This window comes from Sorangium sp. So ce281, assembly GCF_051527395.1.
Taxonomy (GTDB): domain Bacteria; phylum Myxococcota_A; class Polyangia; order Polyangiales; family Polyangiaceae; genus Sorangium; species Sorangium cellulosum_B.
This window is the reverse complement of the sequence record NZ_CP150322.1, coordinates 7,411,538-7,438,403: the sequence shown is the minus strand read 5'-3', so window position 1 is coordinate 7,438,403 and position 26,866 is coordinate 7,411,538. Positions and strand designations below refer to the sequence as shown.

The following is a 26,866-nucleotide window of genomic DNA, read 5'->3' as shown; positions in this document are numbered from 1 at the left end:
TGGGCGAGATCGAGGCTGTCCCTCCGGGCGCGTTGCTGCGGCGCGAGGGTCGCCAGCGAACACCGGTGTTTGTTCGAGCGGTGCACCCGGTGCCCGACTCCCTGGACCACCACCCGGGTTGTGGTTCGGCGTGCATCCGGTTCGAGGCATGCGTGGATTGTGACGATCCGTCGAGGGGCTACCCGACGACGATTACATCTCCCCATCGACGACATTTACGACATGGGCTTTCTCACCGAGGTGAGCATCGCGTTGTGCTCGCCCACGGCAAGGCTCTCCACTTCGCTCCGACTCCGCAAAGCTGAGCACTTTCGTGGCTTGCCGTGGCCTGCGCGCGACGCGGTCGTGGCCTCGGGCGAGGGCAGACGGGTGCTCCGCAGGGGGCTCTGGCTCCAGGTTGTAGTTGTCGCCGATGGGTACATGTAATTGTCGCCAGGCATTCTCAGGCGCAGAACAAGAGCGCCGCGGCGACGTCGGTCATCGTCTGGTGGCGTTTGCTCGCGTCGAAGTGAGTCATTTTCTTGATCAAGTCGTTGAACCGCCGCTCCTGGGTGGTGTGGCCCGAGAGGACGTCTTGCTGAATGCCGGAGAACGGCGGCGCGATCGGGCGCCGGCGACCGAGGACCATCTCGGCGAGGACGATGCCGAGCGAGTACACGTCGCCCGGGGCTTCGCACCGGCCCGTGTTCCACTGCTCCATGGAGCAGTAATAGAAGGTGCCGACCGGGCCTTTGGTCTTGAGGTCAAGGACCTTGGAATGTTGGTGGATGAACTGTCCGAGGCCCCAGTCTGCGATGACGGGGTTGTTGCTGGAGTCGATCAGGATGTTCTCGGGCTTGATGTCGCGGTGGATGAAGTTGTGCTGGTGGGCGTAGGCCAGCGCGCTGGTGACGCTCATCGCGAAGTTGACGACCCAGGAAAGGGCGATCGGGCCGTTGTGCTCGTTGAGCAACTTGCGGAGGCTACCCGGGTACTTGGGCATCGTGTAGGTGCGCTCGTAGCCGGGCAGGCTTTCGCCGACGCACTTGACAATACCGGGATGGTCCATCGTCTTGAGGAGCTCGATTTCACGCTCGAAGCGGGCTTGTGCTCCCGGGTCGTCCGCCCATTTGGGCCCGAGCTTCTTGAGCGCGAGCCGCGCGCCTCTCGGGTAAGGGCCGTTGTCGGAGATGATCTCCACCTCTTCGACGGTGCCGAGACCTCCCTCTCCGAGGGGTCCGATGGTGCGAATGTGGAAGACGATCGGTGGGTTCATGAACGGTTCGGCCTTTCGGATGCAGGGCGTGAGCGTGCGGTCCTGCTGCTGGCTTCAGAGCCACAGCGGACGCAGGGCATCGACGCGGACAGAAGGAGGTCCCGCTCCACTGGGGTTCAGCGGAGCAGCGAGCAAGATTGCCACTCTGTTGGAAGCGCGCAACCGAGGACGACGGAAATTAGCTCAAGGTGGGTACAGCGGGCTCGTTCTGCAAGGGGGAAGGGGGCATAGGCGCTTCCGGGCAACCTCGACACTTCCCCAGAAACCGCGGCCGATTCGTTCCACAATACGCGGCCGGGCGGCCGTCGTGAGGGCGCTCCGAGCTTCGGGAACCTGGAGGCTAAGCGAGCACGGCCCGCTGCGCTGGCGAGGTCATGTGCGAAGTTGAAATGCCACATGTCAGATTTGGAATTTCACCGAGGCTGCGGGCGTGGCGCCGGCGTTCGACGGGCCGGCGCAGTACCTCGAGGCGCTCGCCATCGAGCTGGAGACGGAGCCCTGGCCGCCCGAGCCGGAGCGCCTGCAGTGGCACAGTGGCACCACATCAGCGTCGCCGGCCTTGTCGGCGCCGCGATCGCCGAGGTCTTCTACGCGCCGGCCGGTCGGGCCCGCGCCGGGACACAACGGCCCCCTCGTCGGACGCGCCCGGGGGGGGGCCGCTGCTCTCGGACCTCAGCGAGCAGGGGCCATGGCCAGGACGATCTTGCCGCGCGGGCGGGGGCGAGCGCCCTCGAGCATCTCATGCGCGACGCGGACCTCGGCGAGCGGCAGCACGGCGCCGATGTCGACCGAGAGCTCGCCCGCGTCGAGCAGGGCGGCGATGCGGTCGAGGTGGGCCGCCGTGACGTCGACGAGGAAGAAGCTTGCCCGCACGCCGCGACGGGCGGCCTCCTCGCGATCAGGGGTCGACACCGCAGAGACCAGGGCGCCACATGGCTTGAGCACGGCGAAGGACCGCGCCTGCGTCTCGCCACCGACGAGGTCGATGACGGCATCGACGTCCTTGGCGGCATCCTCGAAGCGCTCGCTCCGGTAGTCCACGACGACGTCCGCGCCGAGGCTGCGGACAAAGTCGCGATCCTTGGCCGAGGCCGTGGCGATCACACGGGCGCGGGCCCGGCGCGCGAGCTGCACCGCGTACGCGCCGACGCTGCCGGCCGCACCGTGCACCAGCACGGTCTGTCCGGCTTCGAGCTGGGCCTGATCGAACAGCGCCTGCCACGCCGTGACCGCGATGACCGGCACGGAGGCGGCCTGCACGTCGGAGAGCCGGAGGGGCTTGCGCGTCACCATGCACGCCTGCGCCACGGCATAGTCCGCGTGTGCGCCGGTGAAGCGCCTGTTGGTGGCGCCAAAGACCGCCGCGCCCGGCGCGAGGTCAGTCACCTCGGGGCCGACCGCGGCCACGGTACCAGCGAGGTCCGAGCCGAGCGTCAGCGGCAACGGCTGGGGCAGCACGCTCCTGCCGGCACGAATCCAGGCGTCCCACGGCCCGACCCCGGCCGCCGCGACGCGGACCAGCACCTGGCCCGGGCCGGGCAGCGGGACCGGCACCTTGTCGATGGTGATGACCTCGGGGCCGCCGAACCGGTGGACTCGGGCGGCGTCGGTCGAGCTGGGAAGCATCGTCGTGAACGTGGTGCGGACCTGGTGAACGTCGAGGGAGCGCGCCGCGCGGAAGAGGTCGCGAGGTCAGCCGTGAACGGGCGTGCCCAGGACAAAGAACCTGGAGTTCCTCCGCACACGACGTCTCATGCCGGGGCACTTGGCCACATCATCCGGGCAGTTCGCGCGCACCTTGAGCATCAGCAGCTCCGACGAGAAATCCATCAGCAGCAAGCCGACACCCCAGAGCATCCGTTCCTCCGCACCACACCGGGCGCTGGTGGCCGGACACCGGTGCTCAGCGCCGGCGAACCGAGCTCGGGCACGAGCGCCGGCGACGAGGACCTCTGTTGACGCTCAGGCTAGCTGATGGTCCGCCGAGCAGGCTCCTGGATGGCCATCGCAGGCGTGCGCGGTTGCGCTCAAGGAGAGCGATGGCCATCGCTCGGACGCGCGCCGCAGAGCGGCTCGCAATGGCCATCATCGTTCGTGGCCCTCAGCGCCGGCGAGGTGTCCCTTCGCCAGCGCCGAGGGGGCTGTTGACAGTCACGCAGACTGATAGTCCGCCGAGCAAGCCCCTTAACGGCCATCGTGGACGCGCTTGCGGGGGGCGTAGCGAATGCACGGAAAATCTGAGCGCTTAACCGTAACGCGTTCCGCGAGGGCCTGGCGCCTGGGCCGGACTCGCTCTTCTTCCGTGATGAGGCTGAGCCAGCTGCGCGGGCATCCCCTCACGAACCGTGAACGCGGGAAACCGCGAGTGCGTCACTGAACCTACTTGGCAACCCCTGCCAGGGTGTACGGTGCGCCCGCAGTACGCGACAATTTCAGGCGGTTTGATGCATGTGCCCTAACCGCATCAGAGAGACTTGTCTAACGAATTCTTCCATGGTGTCGTAAATGGGTGTACCCCCGTCCCCACTAAAGAGCCCATACATGAGTTCCGCTTCACGTAATTCCGGTGCGTACACCACAACAGATTTTCCCCGCCCGGCGCACCATCCAGCTTCCAGATGCGCACTCATGCCCGAAGGAAGAACGAGGGCGCATACGTCACACCACTCAAGGGCGCGCCGATCACGATCGAAAGCGTGGATGGCGTAAGGGTGTTGGAGCCCCTGAATGAACTGCTTCACCGACCACTCCTGCCAACTCGGATCCACATCAGACCATGAGAAGCCAACCTCCGCCGCGCCTGGATGGCGAAAGTCGTAAACTTCGTGCCCCGCAGACTGCAGCGCGACAACGACACTCGGCTGATAGGTATTACGCCATGACGAGGCGACGTAGATTTTCACGACATTTCCTTGGCAGAAGCGTTATGTGACCTCATCGATCGCGTCAAGCGATGCCCCGTACATTGGCCAGGCTGAACAGTCGATCGGACCCAACCGTCATGCAAAGGTTCCGGCGACAAATCTACGCAAGAACCTCGTCTAATACCGAATCAGGACTCCTGAACTGGCCCGTTTCTCGATTCGTCACGCAAATAATCCTCTTATCCCGGATCGCTGATGCATCGAAGGCACGCTGAAATAGAGCCTGCTCGTCGTGCCGCTTCTCCGTACCTCCGAGACTCCGTCCGTCATCTTTAAAGTGCTTGCTAACGGCGAAGTCCTCAACGAGAAGGACGAGTCGCACGTGCGACAATTGGTGCACATTAAACTCACGCTCGAGTTCGAATACGTAGTCGCCAGAATACTTTCGATATATTGGAGCATAAACGCATTCTCCAAGATGAGCTCTATTGCAGATGATTCTAGCGGAGGAAGCTCCACACAGGAGCTGAAACATCGTTCGAAAGCTGAACTCCTGATACCGGCGCAGTGCTTCGGCCGTGGATCTTCCCACGGTATAGCAATCGAGCTCCATCGGCTTCTGATAGTGCAACACCTGATGATAGCCAAGGCGGTGCTGAATGCCATGAAGCAACTTGTCCTTACCAACCCGATCTATGCCTTCTAGAAGAAAGTGGTTAGGCAAAAACATCTGACCCTCCTCTTGGTTGAGTGTTGCTGTACTCTTTCCCGCAAAACCGCAAGGTCATCGAGATGCAGCCGGCGTCGGCGAGTGGGCCGCCAATCAGGCGTTCCCCTGATGTTCAACGTAGGCGACGATATCTCTCACCGTACGAAAACGGGCAAGGTCTGCATCCGGGATCTCGATCTCAAACTCCTCTTCAATGGCTAGCGCGATTTCGAGGAGGTGCGGAGAGTCGACGCCGAGCGTGTCGAGGAAGCAGTCTTCAGAAACAACTTTCCGCTCCACCTCAAGCTCTTTCGCAATAATCTCGACGACTTTTCTTCGGTTCTTCATTACACTATTCCCCCATCCAGCCGCTCGACGAAATAGACATCGTACGCAGATGAACGCATTTGGGCACCGATTCTTGCCACTCTTTCTCGGAATCCATGGTTCTTGTGATGGATCTCAGAATAGATTCGCAGGAGGCGAAGGATGTCTTCCCAGTACGGGTCGAACTGCGATACAGGCGGAGAAGCCGGATTTGTTCGAATCGCCTCCTCAGCCTCAAGCAATTTGGGGAGCAGCGGCATGGGGTCCTCCCCAGGCATCGGAGGCATTGGCTCAATGGACTGAAAACCCTCGCTTAGGTAGGCGTTCGCCTTGTCCCGATCTCCGTCGTAGAGATGGAGGTGACCGACCATGTGTTGATAGAACCCCACTTCGGCACCAAGCGATCGTGCGATCAACTCCTGAAGCATTGTAAACACAAATATATCATGTGGAAGCCCGATATAGGCGTCGTTCGAGCGCATGTGTGTGATGAGGTGGAGCTGATCGTTTCGTAGGATGGCCTGCAGTGTGCAAGTGCAGGGTACATCCTTGTAATCCTTTGCGATATCGCTCGATGAGAAGATCTGGATTACCGCCCTCTTCGAGCTTCGTCTTCTGTTTAGAAGATCCACCACATTCCTGATTTGGTTGAGATCCTTCTCACCAAACAATCTTGGCCCGTAAGCGCCGTGGACGGTTTCCCCGTCGTCGCTGTTGCGATTGTAATCCTTGAGATAGTGCTCGATAAAACTAAGCTTGTTCGATCCAGAGAGACACCAGAATAGTTCGCCTAGAGCGCTGTAAACCTTGCCTCGCATCTCGGAGCGACTTATGCGTGCGCGTGGATTTGTCAGGCGAAAACTGGCCCCCAGTATCTCAACGCCGCCGTAACCTTTTAATCCTGAAAACCGATCCTGAGAGTCGACAAGACCTCTGATGGCTTCTCGCATCAGGTCGTCCGCGCACTTGTACTCTGGGGGCGAAAATGCGTTAGTTGTCATCGCAGCTACCCCTCCTTCAGCTCGATTTCATTGTGACTGTTCCATTGATAGTATATCTTTAGCCGGTTGAATTTCTGATATTCAACAATTCTCTTGTGTTGCATCTGCCCCACAACGATGCCGCGCGAAACGCCAATGCGTCGCGCAAACGAGATAATGGACCTCTCGTCACGGAGCGAGGTAAGCCAAGTTTGAAACTCGGACGGGATCAGGATCTGTGCAGCGTACTGATCCGCTTCATGCTCTTCCTTGGTCTCGCTATCTTCCCAGTCATCGACAATGATACTTCCTCGAGAGTGAAGCAGAAGATGCGCCAGCTCGTGGAAGAACGAGAACCAGAACTGGTCATTACTGAGATGACGATAGCTCAAGAGAAGCATCGCCTTGGCCGTCGATAGGAACCTAACAGCGCCACGAGCGCTGCAACCATGTGGGGGCCGTACTACCGCAAGTGCGATGCCACAGCTCTGGCAGAGCCGCTTCAACTCAGGGAGGTATTGCGCGGGATCCTCCGTGCGAGTGAGCCTGCGCAACTCCGGCATCAGGTTCTGAAGGCGCTCAGGATTCCAGGCAGCGCACTCAATTTGATCCGCTTCGATCTCTCCGGCTCGAATCCATACAGCGAGAGAGCCAGGGTGAGAAGTTATTGCGCGCGAGGTCTTCTGCTTTATTGTTCTTGGCAGCTGCTCAATGTGTTCGTGACAGCTCTCCGGATCGTCCTTCCCGAAGAACTTGACGACCTCGTCCACCGTTTCGGCATGGGACTGTACGGGCTGGATGAATGCCCGCGACTTCATCTCATCCAAAGGTAGCTGTGCAAGCAGTTGCTGCTCACGCTGCCGGTGATCCAGGGCTTCGCGATACAGCTTTTCTCTCTCAAGCCAGAACGACTTCGACAAGCCCACCGCGTGTGCGAGGAACGCGGCTACGTCGGAATCGATTCCGAGCTTCCCGTCGAACAGCTGCTGAGCCATTCCCCGGCCGAAACGCTCGATGATTACCTGCCGGGGGCGAGCGGAGGCTTTCCGCGAGAGGAGGTCTTCGATCGTTGCGCCGGGCGGCGGAATCCAGTCAGGATCATACTCAGCCTTGCTCATCGTGCCTCCCGATTGTGATAACCTTGGCCCGAGTAACGCTCGCCCAATTTAGTGCAAGTTCCTTCTTCTTGGGATGATTGGCCACAAGGACAAGGCTGCAATCTTCCGCCACCGGCACTTTCAGTGCATGAAGTCCATCGAATGCACATTCTTCGGCTCCGAAAGCCATCAATTCGCTGGCATTCCGCAGGGCGCGCAGATCAGCGAATCGCATCGCAAGCCTCTTGGCGGCGGTTGGTCCGTAGCGAATAAGTGCCTTCGCAGGAATTCGATGGTAGTCCCGAAGCTCTTCTGTTTCGAAGGAAATCTGCACGCGTCCTCCCCCTATGCACCTGTTCAATCGGATGGGGTAAGCAGCTGTCGCTCTGCGGGGGCGGACCCCAACGGGAGCGCATCAACCCAGGCACACAAACGTGGCCGGTGTGCCTGCGGCGCCTCGAACGAAGCGGGGGATCTAGCTTTCGCTGTTTGGAATGCGTCGCGCAGCGGGCCCGTACAGCAGGTCCAACAAAACCCAGCCGGATCGAGCGAGAAGACCCCTGGAAGGCTTGGCTCGACGGGAGCGAGTCTTAGAATTCCCGCGTCATATGTGCCGATAGGACTAGCCACTGAACCTCTCATATTGAGAAGGGGACTTCTGCCAGTTGCAGATCGCATCCTCGACAACCTGCATCGCGAACTTTACTCCTGCACCTGCGAGTTCATTGCCGAGTGGCTGTATCTTCCGGTCGAGGTGAATCGGGCGGAGAGTCTTGCCGCTGTGCCCCATCAGCAGCAACTCGGCACCCGCACGCGGCCCTGTGGACCCAGAGATGTACGGAGAACCAGGTTCGATGGGGAAAATGCCTAGCTTCCCTAGTGAGCAGAGGAAGTCAAAGCACCCGGTCCTGCCGAATGCTCTGACATTCTTCCTCATATCTCTGTAGATTGCGTCGAAGAGGTTGCACCGGTCGTTGCCGACTCGTTGCTCAAACGACGCGAGTAGCTGCGCGTGGGAAGAGTGCCCCTGAACCCACTTTACGTAGCTTTCGATGGCCTGAGCGGTGCCAGCTCGAGATTTTGGTTTGAGGCTCATGTATTTGCGGTGGTTGCCGAAGCCGCCCTTCAGGAGCTCATGATTCGCCTCTAGCCATCGCGTGAATCGCATTGGCCCCTGCCGTACGTGGTGCCAGTCCCATCCAGGCCCGGCGCCGAGCGAGCCATAGACTTCCCGAACGAGTCGCCAGCCGGTGCGGCGGTTAGTGCCAAAGTGGGTCGAGAGAAATGCCAACCATGCGGCCTCGTCCATATTGTTGGCTCGCAATTGGTGGAACGCGGCCCGGATGGGATCGAAGTTCTTCGAGGTGGGGTCACTGCGTGTCGGGTCTGGTACGCGGCTTCGGAGAGCAAAGAAGTACTCGACGCGGCGAACACTGTCGTAAATCTGCCGCAGCAGCACCTCAAAAGCTGCATCAGCACTGATCCCTAGCGGTTTTGCGGAGGATCGGTACCTGACCAATCGATGGCGGATCGCTCGGCGGAGTTGTGGGCTGACCAGACTCACGATAGAACCTCCTGCACGTTCTTAGAAATCCAACGACGGATCGAAGCTTTGACTGCGCGCGTGACCCCAAAGCTGCTCTGAATGTTGTGGTTGAAGCCGAGTACCGTCATCTCTCGATTGAGGTGAATGCCCGCAAGAACGCTGATCGAGCCATGATAGGCGTAACCGGGAACCCCAGCTTCTTCAGTCCGTGGCAGTTTCCATGAGGGCTTTAGGGTCGCGGCGAGCATGGTGCCACTGATTTTCTGGAACTGAGAGACGACGTAGCTACCATTCAGAACGAGGACTCGCAGCGGTGAGTCCCGTACAAGGCGGCCCAGTGCATCTCCAGTGACGGCGAATAGATTCGACCTATGTTCGGCGGTTAGCTCTGCCCACTTACAAGCGGTCGCGAATGGAACGACGTCAAGGTGGCAGGCGCTGAACATCGGTGAGTAGTACGAGAAATTGGTGCCGGAGATGAGGAAGTCGAGTTGCCGGAACCAGCGATCGTAGGGATTCGTTTGGAAATATTCCTCGCACGCCCGGGCGATCTCCCGGTGGTGAATCTCACCGGCTTGAGCCCAGGTTTGCAGGCCCAGTGAACGCAGAGTGTGAAACCGCCGCTGCGTCCCTGCGAGCTCGTTGTCATGATCATCGACAAATTCCCTGTTGCTCGGATTGATTCCGACCGTTGCAATTGTCGATCGCGACACGTCGCCGAACGCGGGAACTGGAGAACTCCATGGAATGACCTTGGTGCTCTTCTTGGGTGCCATCTCGAGTCGGCTAATGAGATAAGAAACCACCTGCTGCATGCTGCCCTCGGCGAAGAAACTACGTCGGCTCCGGTCGCTTCCCGTTTAGGTAACGGGTTGCCGACCATGAGTGTCGGGCTTTCCGTTCGGTATCTGCTCGATTGAATACGCGCTGGCAGCAGCGAGGGTACCACGCCCGGTTGTGTGGTCAATCACCTTCGCCTAGGGGAAGCGCGTCTATCCGTGGCTCGTCTTGCCATACCGCGTGCAGCTCGCCGGTGTGGCGTCCCGAGCTGCCACGCCCTATGTGGCGAACGCCGCATCGCACAACCCTAAGCCGCGTCGGGACGGCGGCGGCCTTGACTTCGGCCGGTAGCGCACGACCCGGAGCGGTCCTTCCCTCGCACCGGCCTCGCTGCGGCGCGTCATCGGGCGCAGCGCGGGGTCGGCTACCTAAGTGTTAGGGATGGCCCATTCGGATCGTGCCTAGAGCGGCCAAGCGGATCGCGGACAAGCCCCGCCAGGAGCCCGCGGGCTGTGGAGTGAACGCGGGCTCCTCGATGCATGGGTAAGTTATTTATGCAGCGTCACTTTTCTAGGAAGGATTCGGATCGCGTATGGATCCTTCTGTCACCTAAGAGACCAGAAAGACGGCGACTGTAAGCGACGCCGGCACTTGAGCACGTGCGCGAGGTGCTTGCGCTCCGGGCGGAGCCGCGGGAACGCGGTTTCGGTGGGCATCTTCAGGAGCCGGGCGACCCGGCTGAGGCGCTCCCGGGCGTGGTCAGCCAGGGTTGGTTCAGCAGATCGCGCGCTTCGACGGGATGCAGGGCGGGAACGGCGCCTGCACCTCGGCCCTGCGGTGCGGATCCGCGACGGCCATCACCTGGTCGCGGGAGGCCTCGCCCTACGGGCGCGAGCGCGCTCGTCCTCACGTTTCCGCCGACAGCCCGAGCAGCCGACCGATCGCCTCGTGAACGACCCGGGCCGCCTCCTCGTCCCCAAGCGCGACGGCGCGGGTGAGCGTTTCGGCGAGCGAGGCGACCAGGGCGGCTCGCGGAGATGGATCGACCATCGCGAGCTCGCCGAGGCCGAGGTTGTCGCTTGGGCCCGGGTTGGGGCCATGCCTCCGAGGGGGGATTGGTGGTCTGGTGCCCCAAAAATCGCGGCAAACACGACGGATCGCGCCGGTTCGCCACCGCAAATTTGTTGCCCAAGAAGTTCCCTGGCCGTGCGCCTCCGGTAGCCCTCCGGATCAGCGCGCGCCGGAGAGCCTCGCGATGAACCCGCGGGACTCGCTATCGCCCTCGCTCCCGAGCGGCGCGTCGAGCCCGTCGAGGTGGAGCGCGCCTGTCACGGCGCCGGCGACGTAGACGGGCCCGCCCAGCGCCCCGTCCGCCGCGACGACGCGGAGGGCGACGGTGCCGGCTCCCTCGACCTTGGCCGCGGAGATCAGGTTGCCCTGCGCGTCGAGCCGCATCAGGAACCCCGCCCGCTTCTGGGAGGTCGTGAGGCTCCCGGCGCTCCCCAGCGGGATCGCGCCCGTGAACTCCCCCGTGACGTAGATCGCGCCGGCGCCGTCCACCGCCACGCCGGCCGCGACCTGGCTCTCCTTGTCGTCGCCGAACCCGCGGCTCCACACGACGCCCTTCCGCGAGACGCGCGCGACGAAGAAGCTCTCCGTGTCCCCCGCGTCGGGCAACGCCGGGCAGCCGCCGCCGAAGTCGACGACCCCCCGGTACGAGCCGGCGATCACGACGTCGCCGCCCGGGAGCAGCGCGGCGCCGTGCTGCGCCACCTGCTGATCTCCCTCGAGGTTCAGCGTGGTCAAGTCCACCAGAGCGCCGTCGATCGCCGTGTAGCGCGCGACGAAGACGTCGCGCTGCTCCGAGGCGAAGGGGGTCTGCCCGCCGAACGTGACCGCTCCGCCGATCGACTCGTAGTCGCCCACGACGGTCACGATGTTGCCGTTCGCCTTCGGGTTGACGGGGAGCGCCTTGACGGCCACGGCCGCCCGCGGCCCGAGGCGGTGTTGCCACTTGCACGCGCCGTCCGCCGGGTAGAGCGCGGCGAGCAGCGCCGACTCCGCCGGGACGCTCTTCAGCTCGCACGGGCCGAAGCTCCGGCCGGCGTCCGACACGTCGACGGCGAAGACGACCGCCTCGGAGCTCGCCGCCATGGCGCGCGCCGTGGTGTTGTGCTGCGCGTCGACGCTCCACGCCCACCCGCAACGGCCGCTCGCGTCGAGCGCCGCGACGAAGCTGGTCGTGTAGCTGGTGGCGACCAGCGGGGGGCCGACGCGGCACGCGTCGAGGAGCCCACCGGGGAGACTGGTGGCCCCCGCGGCCTCCCCGGCCACGTAGGTGGCGCCGCCGCCCGCACTCAGGTGCAGGCCCCAGACATCGTTCGCCGACAGCCCGTACCGGGAATCGTTTTCCCCGCCGGAGGTCCACTTCGCGACCGAGAAGCGGAACGCCCCGCTGTCGAGGACCTCCGTGATGACCGCCGTCAGCGCGCCGTCCGACGCCGCGAGGTCGCCGACGTCGAAGCCGAGCGTCTCTCCCCAGCTGGCCGACGGCTCGACGAGGGTCCCCTCGGCGTCGCTGCACAGCGGACCCCCGCCGCCGCTGCCCCCGCCATCGCCGCCTCCACCGCCGCCATCGCCGCCGCTGCCTCCACCGCCGCCGACGCCGCCGCTGCCTCCGCCGTCGCCGCCCCCTGCACCACCGGTGCCCTCACCACCGGCGCCCGAGCCTCCGGTGCCAGGACCTCCCGAGGAGGAGGCCGAGGTCGCATCCGCGCCGGACTGCGACGAATCCAGCTCGCCGACCTCCAGCCCGATGAGCGCGTTGCAGCCCCCCGCCGCCGCGGCGAGCAGGAAGGCGCACGACACGACGGATCGGATGGCACGAGGTTCGGGTCTCATCGGGGCGGCTCTCCGTTGCGTGGCACCCTCGACGGCGCCACCGGGGCAGCTCGGGCTCAATGGCATTCCCTGACGTAACTGGCAAAGGTGATGGTCGACTTGCAGGTGAGGTTGCAGGAGCCGAACGGGCCCCGGCTTCCACACGGGACGTCGCTCAGAAACACGTTGCTCGCCGCGGCACAGACGAGCAGGCCAGTGCATTGGACGGAGGCGAACTCCGTCTCCTCCTCGCCGCTGCAGTCGTAATCGAAGCTGCGTCCCGGAGGGATCGGCGTGTCATAGAAGGTGCTGGGCTGGTTCGGGTGGACCGAGGGGTTGTCGTCGTTGCAGTCGTCGCCGCCCTCGCACGCGATCGACAGATAGCCGTCCTTGTCGGCGTCGCAGTCGACGGTGCCGCCGCTGGAGCTGGAGGTCGCCGGCCCGGCGCTCGCGCTGGAGGTCGTCGAGCCGCCACCGGCGCCGGAGGTCGCCGCGCTGGCGCTCGCGCTGGAGGTCGCCGAGCCGCCGGAGCCCGCGGAGCCGCCGCCGGTGCTCGCGCTGGAGGTCGCCGAGCCGCCGCCGGAGCCTGCCGCGCCGCCTCCGGAGCCCGGTGCACCGCCTCCGGAGCCCGGTGCACCGCCGCCGGAGCCCGTCGCGCCGTCGCCGTTCCCGCCGGCGCTGGAGGCCTCCGCGCCGCCGCCGGGGCCCGCCGCGCCCGAGGACGCGGCGCCGGAGCTCGCCGACTCCGCGGCGCCGCTCGCGCCGCCCACGCCCGTGCTGGAGCGCTCCGTGAAGGTGGCGTCGGGGAATCCACAGCTGAGCCCGGCAGGGAGGGCCAGGCAGAGACAGAAGAGGCGGTGAAGCGAGCGCATCCTCTCATGGAAGCTGCCAGTCCCCGCTTCGTCAACCCGGGCAGGAATTCGCGCCGCTGCGGTCCGGTCGCAGGCTCCGTGTCGTCGTGCGGAAATGTCATGGATTGCTCGCGTGGTGCGCTGGCGTCCGCGCGTGGCGCTCACGGCAACCCCTTCACCCGGGCGATGAACCCTTCGCCCGGCGCCGCGCTGGGATGGTCGCTGGGGACGAGAGAGAACGTCTCCGTCAGCTCACCGCCGATGGTGAAGGGATCGCCGATCGTCGCGCCCGGCGCGACCGCCCACACGCCCACGGTGCCTGTGCCCGCGAACGCGGTCGCCGAGAGGACGTTGCCGCTGGGATTGAGCACGATCAGAAAGCTCTGCAGTTCGTCCGTCCGAGCCGTGAGGCTCTCGCCGTTCCCGAGGGCGATCTCGCCGTCGAGCGTCCCGGCCATGTAGATCGCGCCTGCTCCGTCCACCGCCAGCGTGACGACCATCTGATCGCGCTTCTCGTCGCCGAACCCGCGGCTCCAGACCACTCCCTCCCTCGAGACGCGCGCGACGAACGAGTTCTCCGTGTCTCCTGTGGGAGGCAGGAGCGGACAGTCGTCCTCGAAGCTGAAGGACGGCCCGGTGTAGGTCCCGGAGATCACGAGATCGCCGTCCGGGAGCATCGCGGACCCGTGCCGCGCCGCCGACTGGGTCCCAGGGGCCGTGAGCGGGATGAGGGCCGTCAGGGCGCCGTCATCGAGCCGGAAGCGCGCCACGAACAGGTCGCGATCCGGCGCGCGGGGGAGCTTTCTTCCCTGGATGTCGATGGGCTCATCCGGCGCGTCGTAGTCGCCCACGACGAGCACCTCGCCGGTCTTCGGCGCGGCGATGACCTCCGCGACGTGCACGGCCGCGGAGGAGCCGAGCGCGCGGCTCCACCGGCACTTGCCGCCCGCGTTGAAGGTCACGAGGTCCGCGACCCCGCGCTGATCGACGGCCCCGAGGACGCAATCGTCGATGGTCGCGCTCGTCGCCCCGGCTCGCGAGACGGCGAAGGTGACCCGGTCGGCCGTCGCCGCGAGCCCGAGCGGGGAGGCGTTGTACTCCGCTTCCACGTTCCAGGCCCACCTGCACCTGCCCAGCGCGTCGAGCGCCAGCAGGAAGCTCGGCTTGCGGCCGGTGCCCGCGCCCGCGATGGCGGTGCACCTGCCGCCCGACGCGGGCAAGGTGAGGGGAGCTTCCGACCAGCCGGCCACATAAGCGAGGTCGGAGGCGAGGGCCAGGTGCTCGGCCGAGACGCTGCCGAGCATGTCGCCGGTCGTCATCCCGTACGCGCTCTCGCGGACCCCGGACGGGCTCCACCTCGCGACCGAGAACCCCGTCCTGATCTTGGTGGGCTCGTCGGCGAGCACCCGGCTCTCCTTGACCAGGGCCGTCACCTCGCCGTCTCGCGCCGCGAGGCCGACGATCGCGAGGCCGGACAGCGCGCCCCACTCGCCCGACGGCGTCCGGACGGCTCCCTCGCGGGCATAGCTGCAGAGCGCCTCGTCCCCGCCGCCGGCGCCGCCCTCGCCGGCGCCGCCCTCGCCGGCGCCGCCCTCGCCGGCGCCGCCCTCGCCGGCGCCGCCGCCCTCGCCGGCGCCGCCCCCGCCGCGACCGCCTTCGCCTCCTGCGCCGCCGGCCGACACGCTCGAAGCGGTCGCGCCCGCGCCGCCCGCCGAGGCGTCGAGCTCGCCGACCTCGAGCCCGATGATCACGTTGCAGCCCCCCGCGGCCGCGGTGATGAGCAGCCCGGCGCAGAACATGGGTCGAGTGCTCCTGAGATCGCGCTTCATCTCTCGTCTCCTGGTGGCGCGGCGCCGCCGCGGCCGCCAGCGAGAGCTCTCGCTTCGCTCGCCACCATCGACTTCATGGCCAGCGTCGCTCCAGGAGTCGAGAGGGTTCCGGCGCGTCCCCCACCGAAAGGCGCGCGCTCCCCGCCGTCAGCCATCGGCCGCGGCGGCGCCGCGCAGCTCCCGTCAAAAGACGACAGTCGCCACGGCGCCTCCCGGCACCACGCCGATGGTGGCCCGGGGCGCCGGCGACCCTTGCCCCGAGGAGGGCGCCGTGAAGACGAGCACCGCGCCCGTGCCCAGCGCCGCCGCCCCGACGAGGAACGCGACCGTCGAGATCGTCCCCGCGGTCACGCCCTGCTTCTGCAGCTTGATCCCCTGATCCTGGCAGACGTTGTCCTCGTCGCAGTACGCCTCGGCGTCGCCCTTCTTCCCGATCGCGCGCGCCCCGAACACGGCGCCGAGGCCGATCCCGACCGCGCCGACGCCGGCGCTGATCCAGCCGGCCGTCCGCCGGGGCGAGCCCCCCGCCTCCTGCGGGGCGGCCTTCGGGGGGAGCGCAGGCCCCGCGCCCGCGGCGGCCGCGGCGGCCGCGGCCTCCTCCGGCGCCACGAGCAGCTCGATCTGCGCGCCCTCCGCGAGCTGCACCGTGAAGATCTTCTGCTTCCGGCCCGGCGCCGCCGCCGTCACTTGGACCTCGCCCGGGTCCACCGGCAACGGCGAGTCCAGCGAGCCCGCGCCGACCGGGACCCCCGCGCGCTGCACCGCCGTGTCCGCGGGCGCCCCCGGCGCGAGCCGGATCGTGAGCCTCGGCACGCGGGCCTCGAGCGCCGCCGCGCGCGACTGGGCGATGGGGCGGCGGTCGTCGTTCGCGGGCAGATCGCGCGCGAGCTGCCGGAAGATCGACCACGCGGTCGCGACCCTGCCGCGCTTCTCCTCGCAGTCGGCGAGGTTCAGCAGCGCCCCGGGCGCCGGATCGAGGTCGTAGCTCTCCCGGAATTTCGGGCACGCGGCGTCGTAGTCCTTCGCCTGCAGCGCCGCCCTGCCGGCGTCGAACAGCGCCTCCGCGGCCGCAGGATCGCGCCCCTGCGCGGAGGCCTCGGGGCAGGCGAGGAGCACGGCTCCTCCCACGGCGAGCACCTCCGCCGGGAATCGTCTACGCGGGCTCGATCTACGCATCCGTGCGACCTCAACGTCTCCGGTTGAACGGGTCCTCCGCCGGCGTCGGCGCGGGGGCCGGCGCCGGCGCGGCGGGCGCCTTCGTCGCGGCCGCGGGGGATCGCGCCCTGCCCCCGGCGGCGGGCCTCGGCGCGACCGCGCTCGCGCTCGCCGGCGCCGCGGCCACGCTCGCGGCCGTCGCGGGCGCGGCCTCGGGCGCCGGCGTGGTCGCGGGCGCGGACGGCGCGATGGCGGGGACCGCTTCGCCGGACGGCGCCGGCTGCACGCCGGCCCCGGGCGAGCCTGCGCTGTCGGGCGGCGCTGTCGCCGCCCCGGCGACCGCGCTGGGGCGCGGCTCGGCCTCCACCGTGGAGCCGTGCGACGGCTCCTCCGCGCCCCCGGCGCCCGCGCGCTGCCACCACACGAGCGCGACCAGGGCGCCCACGGCCAGCGCGCCGGCGAGGAGCGCGCCCGTGGCCGCCGCGCGCGGCGCGGAGCGCTCCGCGCTGGCCGAGCGCTCCACGACCGGCGAGACCGTGCCGGTGCTGACCGCGCCGCCCCCGGCCGCGACGCCGCTGGCCGTGTCCGCCGTGGCGAACTCCGTGCCGTACGGCCCGCTCCCGGGACCTCGCGCCTGCGCCGACGGGCGCCCCGGAGGATCCGAGGGCAGGAGCGCGCGCCCGGGATCCGAGTGCAGCGGCGCGCGCGGCGGCTCGGAGCGCGCGCCCGGGGCCGGATCGTGCGCCGCGCCGCCGCGCGCCTGGCGGAGCGCGCGCTGCATCGCGCGGGCGTTCGGCCAGCGGCGGTCGGGGTCGAACGCGAGCGCCACGTCCATCACGCCGGCGATCGGCGTGGGAAGCGCCGGCAGGACGCTGCCCATCGGCGGCGCCGGCTGCGTCATCGCCGCGAGGAGCAGCAGCGGGAGCGTCTCGGCCTGGTGCACGTACCGCCCCGAGAGGAGCTGGTACATCGTGCTCCCGACGGCCCACAGATCGCTGCGCGGGTCGACCCTGTCCCACTGCCCCCGCGCCTGCTCCGGCGGCATGAACTGCGGCGTCCCCATCAGGGTGCCGGCGCGCGTGGAGGCGTTCGCCGGGGAGGAGAGCTCGCGCAGCCGCGCGATGCCGAAGTCGAGCACCTTCAGCTGCCCCTGGCGCGTGAGGAACAGGTTGTCCGGCTTGAGGTCGCGGTGCACGATCCCGCGCTCGTGCGCGACGGCGAGCACGTCGAGCAGGTCGTCGGCGATGCCGAGCACCTCGCTCGCGCCGAGCACGCCGCCCGGCTCGCGCGCGCGGCGCGCCTCGACGGTCTCGCCCTCGAGCAGCTCCATCACCAGGAACACGGAGCCGTCCTCGGTGACGTCGTCGTCGAGCACCCGGACGATGCCCGGGTGCTCGACGCGGTTGGCGACGTAGCCCTCGCGCAGGAAGCGCGAGCGCGCCTCCTCGTCCTCGGACAGCTCGCGGCGGAGGAGCTTCACCGCGCCGCGCATCCCGTTGCGGTGCGTGGCGGCGTAGACCATGGCCATCCCGCCGAAGCCCAGCAGGCGCTCCAGCCGCCACTTGCCGCGCAGGACCTGGCCTACGAGCGCTTCGGGCCGGAAGCCTTCAGGGTGGACGCGGGTCATCGGCGAGCATCACCCCCGGCGCGGGCCACGTGGGTCGTCGCGTCGCCGGCGAGGCCGGTGGAGCCGCCGAGGCCGGCGCGGCTTTGGCGACGGAGACGGCAGGCGGGCGCGCGAGGCATGACGGGCGCATGTTACCCCGGTCTGCCGCCGCGGTGCGTGAAACCGTGCAGGGGACGCCCGCGCGCTCGCCGGATCGCGCGGATCCCGGGCGTCGCGGGCAGCGGCGCGGGGCCCGACGCCCTTGGTGGCGCGCGCGGAGGGGGACACTTCGCCGCCCTCACGGGGGATCGAGCGAGCATGCGCAACACGACGAGGGAGCGCCGGCGCGCGTCGCCAGCCCGCCGCCCGGCGCGCCGCGGTGACGCGCCTGCCCCGGGGGGCGCGCCGCCTCCGGAATTCACCGGAACCGCAGGCGCACACGTGCTACGCCCGGCGCCGCTGAGATGATCACGCTCGAAAAGCTCACCAAGCGGTACGGTCCCAAAATTCTCTTCGAGAACGTCACGATGCGCTTCGACCCCGGCAAGCGCTACGTGCTCGTCGGCGCGAACGGAGCGGGGAAATCGACGCTCCTCAAGGTCATCTCCGGCGAGGAGGAGTCGGATCAGGGCTCGGTCGAGATCCCGAAGCAGCTGCGCGTCGGGGTGCTCAAGCAGGACCATTTCGCCTACGAGTCCTGCCGGATCCTCGACACGGTCCTGATGGGGAACCGGGCGCTCTGGGACGCGATGCAGGAGCGCGATCGGCTGTACGAGGTCGAGATGACCGATGAGGTCGGCATGCGGCTGGCCGAGCTCGAGGGCACGATCGGCGAGGAGGACGGCTACACCGCCGAGTCGCGCGCCGCCGAGATCCTCGAGGGGCTCGGGATCGCGACCGCCCGGCACACGAGCGAGGTGAGCACGCTCGCGGGCGGGTACAAGCTCCGCGTCCTCATCGCTCAGACGCTCTTCGGGGGCGCGGACGTCCTGCTCCTCGACGAGCCGACGAACCACCTCGACCTCGACTCGATCCGGTGGCTCGAGTCGTACCTGACCGACACCTTCCGCGGCACGCTCCTCGTCGTCAGCCACGACCGGCACTTCATGAACGCGATCGCGACGCACGTCGCCGACGTCGATTACCAGACGGTCACGCTCTACACGGGCGACTACGACGACTTCATCGAGCAGAAGACGACCGGCAAGCGCCAGTCGGACGCCGACGCCGCGCAGAAGAAGAAGAAGATCGCCGAGCTCAAGGACTTCGTGGCCCGCTTCGGCGCGAGCGCGAGCCGGTCGAGCCAGGCGCAGTCGCGCGTGAAGGAGATCGAGAAGCTCGAGGCGGGCATCCAGGTGCGGCGCTCGAGCGTCGTGCGCCCGTACATCAAGTTCGAGATCGAGAAGCCCTCCGGCCGCGACGTGCTGCGCGTCGAGGGCCTCTCCAAGAGCTTCGGGGATCGGCGCGTGATCCAGAAGCTCGATTTCAACCTGAACCGCGGCGACAAGCTCGCGGTCATCGGGCCGAGCGGCATCGGCAAGTCGACGCTGCTCAAGCTCCTCGTCGGCGAGTACACGCCGGACGCCGGGTCCGTCACGTGGGGCCACGACACGAACGTCGGCTACTTCGCGCAGGATCACCACGAGGCGATCGAGGCGGGGTTCACGGCCTACGACTGGCTGTACCGCTTCGACCCGACCGCCCCGAAGGAGCACGTGCGCTCGGTGCTCGGGAAGCTGCTCTTCAGCGGCGAGGCCGGGCTCAAGAAGACGGAGAACCTGTCCGGCGGCGAGGCGGCGCGCCTGTTCCTCGCGAAGCTCATCCTGGTGAAGAACAACATCGTCGTGCTCGACGAGCCGACGAACCACCTCGACGTCGAGAGCATCGACGCGCTCCTCCAGGCGCTCATCGAGTACAAGGGGACGGTCGTCGTGACGAGCCACGACCGGCACTTCGTGGGCAAGCTCGGCACCCGCGTGCTCGATCTGTCGTCGAAGGATCCGCGCGTCTTCAACGGCACGTACGACGAGTACCTCGAGGGGCCGGGGAACCCGGACGCGCTGAAGAACGCCAGGGCCTCGTAGCGCGCCCGCCGGAGCCCCGGGGCGCGCGAGCCCCGGGGCGTGTTCGAAAGGGCGCTCCAGGGCCCGCACGGAGCCGTTCGTCCGCTCGGAGCACGGCCACGGCGGCCATCACCGGTCCGCGTAGGACCTCGCCGACGCGAGCGAGCGGGCATACGCGATCGTCTTGGCGCAACCCGGGTTGGTTGGTGGCGGTCGCGCGCATGTAGGCCGTCTCACGGCTGCTGTCCGTCACTTGCAGGGTGAGGAATCGCACGCTGCATCAGGATCACGTCGAGCCAGCGGTCGAACTTGTGCCCGACGTCGCGGAGCAGCCCGGCGTCCTCGAACCCGAGCGCGCGGTGCAGCGCGACGCTCGCCGCCTGGTCGCCTGCGATCTGCGCGATGATCGTGCGGTGGCCGAGCGAGATCGCGCGGCTCACGAGATCGGCGAGGATGCGGCGCCCGAGCCCTCGCCGGTGGAGGCCGTCGCGCACGTAGACCGAGTTCTCGACGGAGCGGGCGTAGGCCTCGCGCGGGTTCCACAGGGAGAGCGAGCCCCAGCCGACCACGGCCCCGGCCCCGGCCCTGTCGCCCTCGACGGCCACGGTGGCGGGGTGCTGGGGGCCGTGCGCCGCGAGCCAGGCGCGGCGCTCCGCCGGGGTCGGGACGGTGGTGGCGAAGGTGCAGGTCGAGCGCTCGACGTAGAACGCATAGATCTCCTCGATCGCCGCGAGATCGGCCTCGGTCGCCAGGCGGATGCGCACGCCGTCGCCGGGCGCCGGGAGCGGCGCGAGGTCGGGCGCGATGAACGCGGCGCGGGCGTCGTCCGAGAGCAGCCGCGCGCGAGAGTAATGGGCGAAGAGCGCCTTGCTGCTGCGGTAGCGGTCGAGGAGGCCCTCCGCGAGGTCGTGGACGGCGGCGCCTGGGTGCTCGGCGGCGTGGCGAGCGACGAGCGTGAGCCAGGCGACCGTGATCGTCTCGTGGTAACCGTTGGTCGGCGGGTGCCGCGCGTTGAAGGCCTGCAGGGCGGCGCGCATGCGCGCGAGCGCCCCCTCGGGCCCGTGGGCGCGCACGTAGTGCAGGGCGAGGAGCAGGTGGCGCGCGTGCGAGAAATCGCGCTGCGCGATCGCGGCGCCCTCGATGGCGGCGGCGAGCGCCGCGAGGTCGCGCTCGTCGATCCGGCGCTCGCGGCGCTCGCCACGATCGCCGAAAGGCGGCAGTCCTCCGGCGCCGCTCACGGCGCCTCCTTCCGGGCGGCTCCGCGGCCGGGCGCCTTGCGGGGGCGCGCTTCGCCGTCGCGCGCCTCTTCGGACGGCAGCGGCAGGGGCGGGAGCGCGGTCTCCTTGGCGGTGGACAGGACGATCGTCGTGCGCGTGCGCACCACGCCGTCGTGGGCCTTGAGCTCCTGCGTGAGCAGGCGCTCGAGCGCCTCGGTGTCGCGACAGCGCACCTTGAGCAGGTAGTCCTCGTCGCCGGCGACGTGGTGGCACTCCTGGATCTCGGCCGCGCGCTCGACGGCGCGCAGGAACTCGCCGCGACCGCGCCGGTTCGCGATCGAGACGGAGATGAACGCCGTGAGCCCGGCGCCCACGGCCTGGGCGTCCAGGCGCGCCTCCCACCCCGTGATGACGCCGCGCTCCTCGAGCCGCCGCACCCGCTCGGCGACGGCGGGCGCGGAGAGGCCGACAGCCTCGCCGAGGTCCGCCCACGACCGGCGGGCGTCGCGGGCGAGGAGGCTGATCGCTTTCAGATCGATGGCATCCATGGTTGTTGTCATTGGAAGTGAATGCAGGATCGAATGAAACTTTTCGATCGGCGAGCGGGTCGGCTCAGCGAGCCCTGTAGTGGGCTCGGTAGTGCGCGATGAGCTGCTGCCAGCGCGCCTCGAGGGCGGAGTCGCCGCGCATCCGGGCCTGCCACGCGGTGTCCGTGACCTGCCAGGCGGCCGCGTCGCGGAGGCCGTAGCGCGCGTAGATCGCCGCGGCGCTCCGCGGGTGCAGCGAGAGCTCCGCGCAGAGAGCGGCGTACTGCTCCAGCGAGAGGGCGGGCGCCGTGTGGGCCGCGGCGCTCGGCGGGGGCGGGGGCGCGGGGGCGCCCCGCTTTTCCGACGCCGGGACGAAGGGCAGGGCGGCGACGAGCACAGCCATGTCTGGAAGCGGGGCCGTGCCGGCGGGCGCGGCCGGCGCCGCGGGTGTGGCCGGCGCTGCGGGTGTGGCGGGCGCTGCGAGGGTGGCGGGCGCCGCGGGGCGCGGCGCTGGCGCGGCGGGCTGCGGTGCGGCCGGCGCTCGACCGGGCGGCGCGTTCGACACGAAGGGCAGGGCGGCGACGAGCGCAGCCATGTCTGGGAGCGGGGCTGTGCCGGCGGGTGTGGCCGGCGCCGCGGGGGTGGCCGGCGCCGCGGGGCGCGGTGCTGGCGCGGCGAGCCGCGGTGCGGCCGGCGCTCGACCGGGCGGCGCGTTCGGCACGAAGGGCAGGGCGGCGACGAGCGCAGCCATGTCTGGGAGCGGGGCCGTGCCGGCGGGCGCGGCCGGCGCCGTGTGGCGCGGCGCTGGCGCGGCGAGCCGCGGTGCGGCCGGCGCTCGACCGGACGGCGCCCTCACCGGCGGCGAGGCCGCGACGGACGCCCGCAGATGCTCGAGGAAGGCTTGTGTGTAGCGGTTGGTCAGCTCGAAGCTGCCGCGCTCGAGCTCCGCGCCCATCCGCTCGAGCCATTCGCGCTGCGCCGCCGTCCACTCGTCCGCCGTGAGCCCGGCGCGCGCGAGCACCTCGTCGCGGAGCCTCCCGGACTCCATCTGCGCGCGCATCTCTGCGTAGCGCTCCACCGTTAGCGCCGTACCCATCGCGCGCATCCTAGCCTGAAGCATCGCTCCTGCGCTGCGCCGCATCGAGCGGCGCTCGACATCGAGCCCGCTTGCTTGCTGCAGGCCAACGTCCTGCAAGCCGCTCTGGCCTGCACACGTGAGCTGGCGCTTTCGGCGGCGCATCGACGAGCGATGATCGTCCTGGCGAGCGGGGTTGCTCCGCGTCGCGCGGAGGCGGTATCTTCGCGTCGTCCTGCGCCGCGATCACGCGGATCACGCGACCGAAGCACCCGCCTGGAGGGCACGCTGAGCCATGTCGACCGCACCGGCGCCCGATGCCGCTGCTCCACCGGGGATGTGCCCTGGCGTCGCCGTCCTGGGGGGCGGCGGTGGCTCCGGCGGCAGCGGCGGCGGTGGATGCGGCGGCGGCGGCAGCAACGGCGGTGGGGGGAGCGGGAGCGGAGAGGGTGGGGGCGGCGATCAGAAACACGCGCCCTCCGGGCAGGGGAGGCAGAGGTCCGAAGGCGAGCCGGTCGATGTCGTCACCGGACGCGTGTACACCGTGCCGCGGACCGATCTCTCGCTGCCCGGCCCGCTCCCGTTCTCCTTCGTTCGCCGTTACTCCTCGGCCATGGCCGAGCGCGACGTTGGGCTCGGTCTCGGCTGGACCCACAGCCTCGGCTGGCGCGTCACCATCACCCGGCGCGCGACGCGCGTCTGGACCGACGAGGGCATCTCGGTCGACTTCCCCGTGCTGCCCGAGGGCGGCGAGGCGCTCGGGCCCTGGGGCTGGGTGCTGCGGCGCGAGGGCGGCGGCTACCGTCTCGACAGGGGCGACGGCCTCTACCACGCCTTTGCGCTGCCGATCGAGGGGGAGCGGGAGTGGCTGCTCACGGCGATCGAGGACCGCTCCGGGAACCGGCTCTCGATCTCCCACGAAGGGTCGAGGATCGCCGAGGTGCTGGACAGCGCCGGCCGGCGCGTCCGCTTCGGGTCGAGCCCCGAGGGGCGGATCGTCTCCATCAGCGTCTACAACGCAACCTCCCAGGGGCGCTGGATCACCTTCGCGCGCTACGAGCACGACGACATCGGCCGCCTCGTCGCCGCGGTCGATGCCGAGGGCTTCTCCTCACGTTACGCCTACGACGAGCGCAACCTCCTGACCGAGCACACCGATCGCGCCGGGCTCACGTTCCACTACCGCTACGACGACGAGCGGCGCTGCGTCGAGACCTGGGGCGATCGCGACGGCCGGCCTGATCCGGGCCTCGCCGACGGGCTGTCGCCGCTGCTCGCCGACGGCACGACGCGCGCCAGAGGCATCTACCATTGCCGCTTCGCCTACCTGCCGGACGGCTACCGCGAGGTCGCCAATTCCCGGTAGGTGAAGCGCTTCTTCGGCAACCGCCACGGCCTGCTCGATCTCGAGGTGGACGGCGGGCACGCTGTGTCGGCGACCTACGACGACGCCGGGCACCTGCTCTCGGAGACGGATCAGCTCCAGGCCGTCACGCGTTACGAGCGTGACGCGCGAGGCCGGCTGCTGGCCCGGACCGATCCCCTCGGCCGCGTCGTGCGCTACGAGCGCGACGCGCGGGGCGACGTCGTGCGCGTGATCGATCCCGCGGGGCTCGCGACGACGATCGAGCGCGATGCCGCCGGCCTGCCGGTGCGGACGACGGATCCCACCGGCGCGGCGCGGCGCTTCGCGTACGACCTGCGGGGCCAGATGGTCGAGGCCGAGGATGCGACCGGCGGCGTCGTGCGCATCGGCCACGACGCGCACGGCAACGTGGTCTCCCTCCTCGATCGGCGCGGCGGAAGGTGGGAGTGGACCTACGATTTCTTCGGCAGGACGCTGTCGATGACCGACCCGACGGGCGCGGTGAGCCGTTTCCATTACTCGCCGCGCGGGGATCTCGTGGCGACCACGGACCCTGCGGGCGCCACGGCGCGCACCACCTACGATGGCGAGGGCAGGCTGGTCTCCGTCGCCGACCGCGCAGGGCGCGTGTCGCGCATCGCGTGGTGCGGCTATCACTGGCTTCACGAGGTCACCGACGCGACCGGCCGATCCGCGCGGATGCGTTACGGGCGCGAGGGGGAGGTGCTGGAGGTCGAGAACGCGCGCGGTGAAAAGCACGTGTTCGAGGTCGACGTCGCCCTGCGCCGGGTGAAGGAGCGCACCTTCGACGGGCGCGTGCTGCGCTACCGGTACGATCCGGCCGGGCAGCAGACGCGGGTCGAGCCAGGGATCGGCGCGCCCACCAACTTCGTCTACGATCTCGCCGGCCAGCTGGTGGCCCGTGAGGTGGATGGCAAACGCGAGGCGTACGCGTACGACGCGCGCGGCTTCCTGGCCTCGGTGTCGGGTCCGGACGGGACGGTCGCGTTCGAGCGCGACGCGATGGGGCGGATCGTGCGCGAGACGCAGCAGGCTCCGGGGGGCCCTGCGTTCACCGTCGAGGTGAGCCACGACGCCGAGGGGCGCCCGATCGGGCGGACAACATCGCTCGGCCACACGCTGTCGTGGGAGCGCGCGCCGGACGGCCGCGCGGCCCGGGTGACGCTCGACGGCCAGCAGGTGGTGCGCCGGCACCTCGATCCTCTGGGCCGGGAGATCGCGCGCGTGCTGCCTGGGGGAGGCGAGGTGCACAGCGCCTTCGATGCGGTCGGGCGCCTCTCGCGCCGCGTCGTCCGCCGCGCCGCGAGGGGCCCGGGCGCCGGCGCGGGCGAGCCCGACTGGGTGGGATCGCGCCCGGCGGGGACGGTCGTGGACGCGCGCTACAGCTACGACCCCACGGGGCGCCTCGAGGCCGTCGAGGATCTCACCCGCGGTCGCACGGTCTACCATCGTGATCCTGCCGGGCGGCTGCTGGACGTCCTTGCCGAGGCGGGCCTGTCCGAGATCTTCGCCTTCGATCCGACGGGGAACCTGGTCGACGGGGGCCCTGGAGCGCCCGCGCGCGAGCACGGCCCCGGCGACCGGCTGATCCGGCGCGGCGACGTGGCGTACCGGTACGACGAGCTGGGCCGGCTCGTGGAGAAGCGCGAGGGCGCTGCGCGGATCACGCGCTTCGCGTGGGACGGGCGCGGGCTCCTGCGCCGGGTGGAGACGCCGGAGGGGCGCCGGGTGGAGTTCGCGTACGACGCCTTCGCGCGGCGGATCGAGAAGCGCGTCTCGACGCAGGACGGCGCGGGGGCGCGGCTCGTGTCGCGCACGCGCTTCTACTGGGATCGGCACGTGCCGGTGCACGAGGTGCGCACGCGCGAGGGCGATGCGGTCGTCGAGGAGCGGACCTACGTCTTCGACGGCGGGAGCGCTGTCCCGCTCGCGCATGGCGAGACGCGCCGGGCGGGCGGCGACGTGGCGTCGCGCTGGTACCACTACGTGAACGATCCCCTGGGGACGCCGGAGCGGCTCCTGGACGAGCGCGGCGACGTGGCAGGGGAGCTGCGGTTATCGGCCTGGGGCAAGAGGATCGAGGGGAGCGGGGAGGGGGGCGCAACGACGCCGATCCGCTTCCTCGGGCAATACGCGGACGAGGAGACGGGGCTCGTCTACAACCGGCACCGGTACTACGACCCGGAGGTGGGGAGGTTCATCAGCCCGGACCCGATCGGGCTGGAAGGGGGCGTGAACCTCTATGCGAGAGGGGTGGATCCGACGGCGGAGGCCGATGTTTACGGCAAGTCCGTCAGCTGGATCGAACCGCAGCCGATCAGCGCCGCCGAGAAGAAGGCGATGCGCGATGCGGCCCGCGCGCGCTTCGACGCTGACCCGGAGCTCAAGGCGCGCCAAGCATCGATCAAGGTGCCAAAGAATGCGAGCCAGTGCGCCAAGGTGGCTGACGACGCAAGAGAGCTCGGCGCTGGTTACCGGACTGCGATCATGGGTCCGGCACAGGACCGCCACAACAACGAGCCGCTCCAGACGTGGGACGACAGTACGGGCAAGCCCAAGCTGTGGGACGATCACTGGGTGAACGAGGGCCCCGACGGGAGGATCGTCGACTACGATCAAGGAATGGTCTTCGACAATCGCCACCAGTTCGCGATGGCGATGTTCGAGAATCCTCGGATCGGCTTTCAAAGGGACTACGGATAATGGGAACCCCTGGAC

The 26,866-nt window shown here is 68.7% G+C and carries 22 protein-coding genes; 4 read left to right on the top strand and 18 right to left on the bottom strand.

The window, feature by feature from the left end; translation table 11 throughout:
* Positions 1–442: 442 nt before the first annotated feature.
* The 4 genes from WMF27_RS28105 to WMF27_RS28090 all read right to left on the bottom strand — a co-directional run bounded on the left by WMF27_RS28105 (position 443) and on the right by WMF27_RS28090 (position 4,158).
* The gene (locus WMF27_RS28105; protein ID WP_437765793.1) at positions 443–1,255 is read right to left on the bottom strand and encodes a serine/threonine protein kinase; all 813 of its coding nucleotides are present in this window, start codon (positions 1,253–1,255) and stop codon (positions 443–445) included.
* A gap of 672 nt (positions 1,256–1,927) precedes the next feature.
* On the bottom strand, positions 1,928–2,881 hold the full coding sequence (locus WMF27_RS28100) for an NADP-dependent oxidoreductase (protein WP_437765794.1): 954 nt from the start codon (positions 2,879–2,881) through the stop codon (positions 1,928–1,930).
* A 66-nt stretch (positions 2,882–2,947) separates the two neighbouring features.
* Positions 2,948–3,112 (bottom strand): hypothetical protein, encoded by a 165-nt coding sequence (locus WMF27_RS28095; RefSeq protein WP_437765795.1) that lies wholly within the window; start codon positions 3,110–3,112, stop codon positions 2,948–2,950.
* 575 nt (positions 3,113–3,687) lie between these two features.
* Positions 3,688–4,158 carry a hypothetical protein gene (locus WMF27_RS28090; protein ID WP_437765796.1) on the bottom strand — a complete coding sequence of 157 codons (471 nt, stop codon included), beginning with the start codon at positions 4,156–4,158 and terminating at the stop codon, positions 3,688–3,690.
* A 253-nt stretch (positions 4,159–4,411) separates the two neighbouring features.
* Between WMF27_RS28090 and WMF27_RS28085 the strand changes: the two genes are divergently transcribed.
* Positions 4,412–4,825 carry a hypothetical protein gene (locus tag WMF27_RS28085; protein WP_437765797.1) on the top strand — a complete coding sequence of 138 codons (414 nt, stop codon included), beginning with the start codon at positions 4,412–4,414 and terminating at the stop codon, positions 4,823–4,825.
* Positions 4,826–4,942: 117 nt separating this feature from the next.
* On the opposite strand, the gene WMF27_RS28080 is transcribed toward WMF27_RS28085, so the two are convergent.
* The 11 genes from WMF27_RS28080 to WMF27_RS28030 form a co-directional block, all read right to left on the bottom strand.
* A complete protein-coding gene (locus tag WMF27_RS28080) occupies positions 4,943–5,176 on the bottom strand; it encodes a phosphopantetheine-binding protein (RefSeq protein ID WP_437765798.1) in 234 nt (77 codons plus the stop codon).
* Complete coding sequence (locus WMF27_RS28075; protein WP_437765799.1) at positions 5,176–6,156, bottom strand: thymidylate synthase; 981 nt, start codon at positions 6,154–6,156, stop codon at positions 5,176–5,178. The genes WMF27_RS28080 and WMF27_RS28075 overlap by 1 nt, the downstream gene beginning before the upstream one ends.
* Positions 6,157–6,161: 5 nt before the next feature.
* Positions 6,162–7,253 carry an ImmA/IrrE family metallo-endopeptidase gene (locus tag WMF27_RS28070; RefSeq protein ID WP_437765800.1) on the bottom strand — a complete coding sequence of 364 codons (1,092 nt, stop codon included), beginning with the start codon at positions 7,251–7,253 and terminating at the stop codon, positions 6,162–6,164.
* Positions 7,240–7,566, bottom strand: a complete 327-nt coding sequence (locus tag WMF27_RS28065) for a hypothetical protein (protein WP_437765801.1) — start codon at positions 7,564–7,566, stop codon at positions 7,240–7,242. The genes WMF27_RS28070 and WMF27_RS28065 overlap by 14 nt, the downstream gene beginning before the upstream one ends.
* Positions 7,567–7,854: 288 nt before the next feature.
* Positions 7,855–8,796 (bottom strand): hypothetical protein, encoded by a 942-nt coding sequence (locus tag WMF27_RS28060; protein ID WP_437765802.1) that lies wholly within the window; start codon positions 8,794–8,796, stop codon positions 7,855–7,857.
* The gene (locus WMF27_RS28055; RefSeq protein ID WP_437765803.1) at positions 8,793–9,593 is read right to left on the bottom strand and encodes a hypothetical protein; all 801 of its coding nucleotides are present in this window, start codon (positions 9,591–9,593) and stop codon (positions 8,793–8,795) included. The genes WMF27_RS28060 and WMF27_RS28055 overlap by 4 nt, the downstream gene beginning before the upstream one ends.
* Positions 9,594–10,788: 1,195 nt before the next feature.
* The gene (locus WMF27_RS28050) at positions 10,789–12,459 is read right to left on the bottom strand and encodes a hypothetical protein (protein ID WP_437765804.1); all 1,671 of its coding nucleotides are present in this window, start codon (positions 12,457–12,459) and stop codon (positions 10,789–10,791) included.
* Positions 12,460–12,515: 56 nt separating this feature from the next.
* Entirely contained in the window at positions 12,516–13,310 is a 795-nt protein-coding gene (locus WMF27_RS28045; RefSeq protein WP_437765805.1) for a hypothetical protein, read from the bottom strand.
* Positions 13,311–13,450: 140 nt separating this feature from the next.
* Positions 13,451–15,118, bottom strand: coding sequence for a hypothetical protein (locus WMF27_RS28040; RefSeq protein ID WP_437765806.1), 1,668 nt, complete (start codon positions 15,116–15,118; stop codon positions 13,451–13,453).
* 183 nt (positions 15,119–15,301) lie between these two features.
* Entirely contained in the window at positions 15,302–16,246 is a 945-nt protein-coding gene (locus tag WMF27_RS28035) for a tetratricopeptide repeat protein (RefSeq protein WP_437943132.1), read from the bottom strand.
* Positions 16,247–16,304: 58 nt separating this feature from the next.
* Positions 16,305–17,900 (bottom strand): protein kinase domain-containing protein, encoded by a 1,596-nt coding sequence (locus WMF27_RS28030; RefSeq protein WP_437765808.1) that lies wholly within the window; start codon positions 17,898–17,900, stop codon positions 16,305–16,307.
* 443 nt (positions 17,901–18,343) lie between these two features.
* On the opposite strand from WMF27_RS28030, the gene WMF27_RS28025 reads away from it, so the two are divergent.
* The gene (locus WMF27_RS28025) at positions 18,344–19,963 is read left to right on the top strand and encodes an ABC-F family ATP-binding cassette domain-containing protein (protein ID WP_437765809.1); all 1,620 of its coding nucleotides are present in this window, start codon (positions 18,344–18,346) and stop codon (positions 19,961–19,963) included.
* A gap of 212 nt (positions 19,964–20,175) precedes the next feature.
* On the opposite strand, the gene WMF27_RS28020 is transcribed toward WMF27_RS28025, so the two are convergent.
* From WMF27_RS28020 to WMF27_RS28010, 3 genes are all read right to left on the bottom strand, one after another.
* The gene (locus WMF27_RS28020) at positions 20,176–21,180 is read right to left on the bottom strand and encodes an N-acetyltransferase family protein (RefSeq protein WP_437765810.1); all 1,005 of its coding nucleotides are present in this window, start codon (positions 21,178–21,180) and stop codon (positions 20,176–20,178) included.
* Entirely contained in the window at positions 21,177–21,707 is a 531-nt protein-coding gene (locus WMF27_RS28015) for an Lrp/AsnC family transcriptional regulator (RefSeq protein ID WP_437765811.1), read from the bottom strand. The genes WMF27_RS28020 and WMF27_RS28015 overlap by 4 nt, the downstream gene beginning before the upstream one ends.
* Before the next feature lie 64 nt (positions 21,708–21,771).
* The gene (locus tag WMF27_RS28010) at positions 21,772–22,782 is read right to left on the bottom strand and encodes a hypothetical protein (protein WP_437765812.1); all 1,011 of its coding nucleotides are present in this window, start codon (positions 22,780–22,782) and stop codon (positions 21,772–21,774) included.
* Between the two features lie 274 nt (positions 22,783–23,056).
* Between WMF27_RS28010 and WMF27_RS28005 the strand changes: the two genes are divergently transcribed.
* Positions 23,057–24,127 carry a DUF6531 domain-containing protein gene (locus tag WMF27_RS28005; RefSeq protein WP_437765813.1) on the top strand — a complete coding sequence of 357 codons (1,071 nt, stop codon included), beginning with the start codon at positions 23,057–23,059 and terminating at the stop codon, positions 24,125–24,127.
* The gene (locus tag WMF27_RS28000; protein WP_437765814.1) at positions 24,128–26,851 is read left to right on the top strand and encodes an RHS repeat-associated core domain-containing protein; all 2,724 of its coding nucleotides are present in this window, start codon (positions 24,128–24,130) and stop codon (positions 26,849–26,851) included.
* The last annotated feature ends 15 nt before the right edge of the window (positions 26,852–26,866 follow it).